At 49.7% G+C, this 5,251-nt stretch carries 7 protein-coding genes and 1 pseudogene; 1 reads left to right on the plus strand and 7 read right to left on the minus strand.

Features of this window, described 5'->3' with window-relative positions; all coding sequences use genetic code 11:
• The 4 genes and pseudogenes from ABD014_RS14170 to ABD014_RS14185 all read right to left on the minus strand — a co-directional run.
• Positions 1–306 (minus strand): annotated as a pseudogene (locus ABD014_RS14170) (hypothetical protein); the annotation flags it as partial.
• A gap of 233 nt (positions 307–539) precedes the next feature.
• The gene (locus ABD014_RS14175; RefSeq protein WP_343862168.1) at positions 540–809 is read right to left on the minus strand and encodes a hypothetical protein; all 270 of its coding nucleotides are present in this window, start codon (positions 807–809) and stop codon (positions 540–542) included.
• Between the two features lie 254 nt (positions 810–1,063).
• Entirely contained in the window at positions 1,064–1,243 is a 180-nt protein-coding gene (locus ABD014_RS14180; protein ID WP_343862170.1) for a hypothetical protein, read from the minus strand.
• A gap of 241 nt (positions 1,244–1,484) precedes the next feature.
• On the minus strand, positions 1,485–1,832 hold the full coding sequence (locus ABD014_RS14185; RefSeq protein WP_343862172.1) for a hypothetical protein: 348 nt from the start codon (positions 1,830–1,832) through the stop codon (positions 1,485–1,487).
• Between the two features lie 373 nt (positions 1,833–2,205).
• Here ABD014_RS14185 and ABD014_RS24885 point away from each other — a divergent pair, with 373 nt between their 5' ends.
• A complete protein-coding gene (locus ABD014_RS24885) occupies positions 2,206–2,436 on the plus strand; it encodes a helix-turn-helix domain-containing protein (protein ID WP_379338790.1) in 231 nt (76 codons plus the stop codon).
• A gap of 95 nt (positions 2,437–2,531) precedes the next feature.
• Here ABD014_RS24885 and ABD014_RS14190 read toward each other — a convergent pair whose 3' ends face one another.
• The 3 genes from ABD014_RS14190 to ABD014_RS14200 all read right to left on the minus strand — a co-directional run.
• Positions 2,532–3,473 carry a toprim domain-containing protein gene (locus tag ABD014_RS14190; RefSeq protein ID WP_343862174.1) on the minus strand — a complete coding sequence of 314 codons (942 nt, stop codon included), beginning with the start codon at positions 3,471–3,473 and terminating at the stop codon, positions 2,532–2,534.
• A 14-nt stretch (positions 3,474–3,487) separates the two neighbouring features.
• A complete protein-coding gene (locus ABD014_RS14195; RefSeq protein ID WP_343862176.1) occupies positions 3,488–3,841 on the minus strand; it encodes a hypothetical protein in 354 nt (117 codons plus the stop codon).
• Between the two features lie 80 nt (positions 3,842–3,921).
• On the minus strand, positions 3,922–5,251 hold a 1,330-nt coding region (locus ABD014_RS14200), incomplete at its 5' end, for a TRM11 family methyltransferase (protein WP_343862178.1).

A 5,251-nucleotide genomic window follows, 5' to 3' on the forward strand; every position in this document is an offset into this window, starting at 1 on the left:
CTCACTTGCTCCGGCCTCTTTCGCCGCGTTAGCATCTGCGTATAAAAGATCGGCCGCCTTATCCCAAACGGAGTGGCCGCTCTGTACATATCCTTTAGCGTTGCGGACCGCTGGACTCTTCGGCACAAACGTATTAACCTTTCCGAACATTCCGTATCCGTAATATTCCGCGACATCATTAATCGACTTGACGCCGACTTTAAATGTGCTGCCGGATTTAAACGAAACAATCGGACTTTCCTTCTCCCTGCCGTTATCCGAGCCTGCCGCGGCTGCTTCTGCGCCCATCTTCGTAAAAATAGACATTCGATCACGTTCCTTTTCCGTTTATTTTCCGGGGATAGAGTGCGCGGGCCCTGCGCACATTCCTACGCCCGCAGCACGATATTGACGCCTACTTTCCGCGAATAATAGTGCCGAACTTGTGCGCTCAGGTTGCGATCCTATAACGCGCAGAAGACTTCGGCTATTCCCGACGACCGGTATAACACCGATCCTTCAACATCAATACCGCGCTGCCGACGTAGGAATCGGCTTGTTTAGACAATCGCAGCGTATCCTTGCGCTAGGAGTGTTAGCTCCCGTTTCTCACGCGAAATTTCTGTGTTAATCTCGCGTATTTGCAGTTCAACGGCGTTCATTCGCGCAGTTAAGGCATTACGTCGCGACTCCGACCGCGATTTAGCGATTGCTAGGCGGAGTTCGACCGCTTCCTGCTCGAGCGGCAGACGTTTCATTAACGCAGCCTGTTCCGCCTTTAAAACTTCGACTTCCTTCCGCTTAACCTCTCGTCCGACTGCGGCTGCCACTAAGGATGTGACAGGCTCCGGAATGCGCGCTTTACAGACGGTGAGAATCACGTCGTCTATTAAATCCGTGATAAAGATAGTGCCGGACTTTGCGAATAGTCGCCCGTATGTGCCATCTTCGGCAAGCGAGTTACAGACGTATTCCGCGTCGGCCATGTGTTGATTCGCCCATTTCAAGGCTTGATTCCGTTCAATACCGAATCGCTCGATTACGCGGCGGAGAGCGTGCGATGACAGTCGCCATTTAAACGTACTCATGCGATCCGCCCGCCTTTCAAGCGAACATAGTCCGCTGGGTCTTCGTAAGATTCGAGCGCGCCATTATATAGGAAGCGAACATCCGCGTTTGGTAGAATGTGAATCTTGCGGAACCTGCGTGAAACTTTTTTCGTAGTCTTGCGTATATCTCTTTCATTACGGGAATTTCCGATCATTTTTATTACCTCCGTTTTATATGAACGTTTTAAGGCATAGTTAAATAAGCGTTGACAATAGGCAAAATTTTGCGTAATATTGAAAACGTGATAGTATACATTGGAAACTTTTAGGTAAAACTATACATAACGCGATACATAACATAATTTGCCGCTTGTTATCTCATTTGACGATTATGTTATAATTGATGTAAGTGAGGACGGCCTTCGTGCCTGAAAGTTCGTCCTCGCTCACATAGAGTTAGACAGCAAGATACTCGGAATAATCCCCGAAACGATTGGAGTCGTATCGGCGAGATAGCCGACGAAGCTTGCGTTTGACGTACTCGTGGTGCATTCCTAGCGCTTTGGAGAGCGCCGTGATGGAAGCGTACTGCGAAAACTGTGATACGATTAAAATCGTTTCACGGTCGACCTGGGTTGGGTCATTTACGAGGAAGTCGATCAGTTGGAGCTGGTCGATTTCCTTTTTGCGTTGTAGGGAGAAGTATTCGTCCTCAACCGTCTCTCCTGTCGTTGGCTCTGACGTTGGAGCGTCTTCTGCCTTGACATCGAGACTTAATTCATAGCGGCGTCTGTGTCGCGTCATTGATTTGACGAAATCCCTACGGGCGTTTTTTAGTGTGATAGAAAGATATCCACCAAAATTAGCCATGGCCGGACGTCTCGACAGTTTTAGTATCGCCGCGTCAAACAACTCGTCCGCATCGTTCTCATCCCCGAGTCTTGTCGCGAGAATCTTACGCTGATTGTCTCTACGAAAGACGTTCGCGGCCTCATCATATAGGGAGCGTAATGCTTCCGAGGATGGCGCGGAATAGTACACCGCCGCTAAACTATTAAGTTTTTCAAAACTCATCTTTTCACCTCTGCTTGTTTGATATATTATTAACGACACCCGAATACGCGCCGCACAGTTTTGTGTTAAAATATTTAATGATATTCTTTCATTGGAGGCGTCCATGAGCTACTCATTGGGACGCTGCCGCCTTAAAGATATCCGACGCGAAATCGGATGGACACAACGGAAACTATCGGATGCAACCGGTATTAAAAAGGATGTCTTATCAAAGTACGAGAATGACACGAATACTATCACGTATATTAACTCGATTATCATAACCGAAACTATCTACGATAAGACCGGCATCCGTTACAGTCCTCGTGACCTATACGAGATTATCCGAAACTAACGTAAAGGCGACTGCAGCGAAGGCGAATCCAGACGGGTTCCCTTCCGGAAAAAGTTGCCGTAGAATCAACTAATGCCATTATACGGCAGAATTGGTCACGCTGCCATCCTTAATATTGGTAGTGACGATACAATTTGCCGCGTTTTACCAATATTCGACAATTGCGCCTCACTAACGTCTTTGTCCCCGCGCGGAACTAGCGATAGATCAATCCGCAGTTTCCCGTCAAACGACGCGACAATCTCGTTCCTCCACACGCGCCCTGCACTATCATTGTCCCTTAGAAGTATTAACTCCTCGACAGGACTCCGCAAGATAAGGTCACGCTTTTTCTCGTTAAACGATGCCCCTCCGGTCGCAATCGCAGGTTGTCCGATAGTCCAAAGATACAACGCATCGATTTCGCTCTCCACGATGCAAACCTTACGGATTCTCCGCTTATACACTATATCAATCCCGTATATCAAATCACGGACTGGAACGCCATTTTTCGCATACCAAAAACGCTTCTTTCGCACTGAGCGGTACTTCACGTTTAACAGTCGTCCCGTAACGTCGACCCACGGAATAGTAACCGCCTGATTAATCGGATCGTATCCAGTCCGGAATAGCGCCTGAACCTCCGGACTTATGCCGCGACTCGTGAGATAATCGGAATCCTGCATCGCGTAAGCGTCTAGCAAAGTGGAATCTAGCGATTTTGGACGAGCCCTGGCCGTTGGCTCTCGAAGTCTTAACGTTATGTATGCGCCAGAGTCTGCGTCCTCTTCTTCCGCTAATATTTGCCGCGCTTCCGCCTCGCTTATGCCGCGCAATATCGCAAGAAGCTGTACGGGACCGCCGCGTCGCCTGTTCGGATCGCTTGCGCCACTATCGACCCAGCATCCGAAATTGGGCGAGTCTGGATCGGTTATGACGCGGAATGATGGGCGGTCATCACCGGGGCGTAGCGGCGAGCTGGCTTCGAGTTTATCGGGATGCCAACGCGGATTGCGCCATGGGTAGCGCTCAATCTCCGAAAAAAGTATTTCTAGCAAATGAAACCCACCTCTCATCGATTGTCCTCTAAAAGCTCCCACCATTCCTCCTCTGAAATCCCCAAAGACTCAATGATTTCGCTTACATAATCCCCGCGGTACTCACTAACTCGTTGCCCGAGCTGATTTTCAAAGCCACCGTCGACTAATCTTAAAGACTCCTCTACGTCCTTCATAGCAGCCTCAATAACGCCTTGAATAAATTCTTGTTTTGACACTTTTAGTTTATTTACTAATATTTCAAGCCGCCTATTTTGGAGATTGGTAAGAGATATAGAGAATCTTACTGTTTTATTTAAGATAGAATCCGGTGTGGTGGGTTTTGATACCATGCTTTCGATCACTTTAGAAAAATTACTATCCTTCATTTAAACACTTCCTTGAATCAATTTTTGGTTCATTTTTATGATACCTCCTTTTGGTTCGTTTGTAAAGAAGGATTTGGAAATTAAAACCCACTCACAAACTGCCCCGCAATCTCCTCGCCCTTCGGAAGCTCCCGCAGCACTCCGTAATCCATTAACGCAATCAACTCGATCACGAATCCCTCGCCGCCGTTACGCCCTTTCTCTACGCCTAGCGCCCCGTTACCATTCGCGGCATCGAACGAGAATAGATTCGTCGCGATTTCGAGAACGGCCTTCGTCGTTTTAACTTGATCGCGTTTCGGCAACTTAACCGCACGATGCTCGCCTTCCTCCGTTTCCTGCCGCTCGGTATGCGCCTGAATCGTATAAATTCCGACGACATCATGCGCGCCGATAATCGTTTCCAAGCGCCTTGCCGCCATTTCCGCAGCGCCGCCCGCAACTTTATTCGCGTTACGCCCGTAGACGTCCGCCAATCCGTAAAACGGATCGATGACCACAACGTCGATGTCCGGACGCATGTGCAACTCACGGTCTAATTCGTCGAGTGTGCGCGTTAAGTTCGCGTCGCCCTTCGCCTGCAGGATGAGCTCACCCGGATAATACTCGTTGATCTTCGCGACCATCTCGAGCATAAACGATTCTAACTCCGCGTCCATCTTTCCGGAAAGTAGCGCTTTATTCGGCAGTCCGACCTCTCCGAGTCCATCCGATTTAACCGCGCCATCCCTTGCGGTCGCGATCGATAGGAGTCGCGAAAGCCACGGATACCATTTAACCTCGTAAGACTTGGCGAGAACCTTCGCACCTTGCCGCAATAACTCGTCCACAAGCACTTCGGAAAGATACGTTTTACCGCGGCCAGACTCCGCCATGATACCGTAGACATCGCCGGAGTAGAGACCGCCGATCTCCTCGTTAAGTGTCTCAAACGGCGTCTTCCATAGCGTATAGGACTTCCCGGCCTTACGTTTGCGGTACTCTTCGATAAATGTAACGCCGAGTTCGCCGAGGCCCTGTCCGATATCCTTCCGAACCTCTGCCTTGCCGCGGATAGACTCGCCGAGCCCAACGAGGTACGCGCCGAAATCGACCGCAGACATTTCCGCGAACTTCTCGGCAAACTCTGACGGAATGCGGCGCCCGTTGTCGTCCGTGTAACCGTTAACTTTACGTAGCACCTCTCGTTTGGCCGCGGTCGCCTTTAGTTCTCCGGCCAGGTATTCGAAGCTGTCGGACACGCCCGGTATATACGTGATATCCGGACATTCCGCGGCAAGGGTCGTGTATGATGGTGCGCGTCCTCCGTTTTCCGCCGCGTACTTCGTGATGAAATCGTATGCTTGGCGCTCGCCTGACGTTTCAAAATCCATACGGGCGATACCATACTTAGTTAGCGCGGAAATATCT

Origin of the sequence: Paenibacillus motobuensis, from assembly GCF_039521865.1 — a bacterium.
In the GTDB taxonomy this organism is placed as follows: domain Bacteria; phylum Bacillota; class Bacilli; order Paenibacillales; family Paenibacillaceae; genus Fontibacillus; species Fontibacillus motobuensis.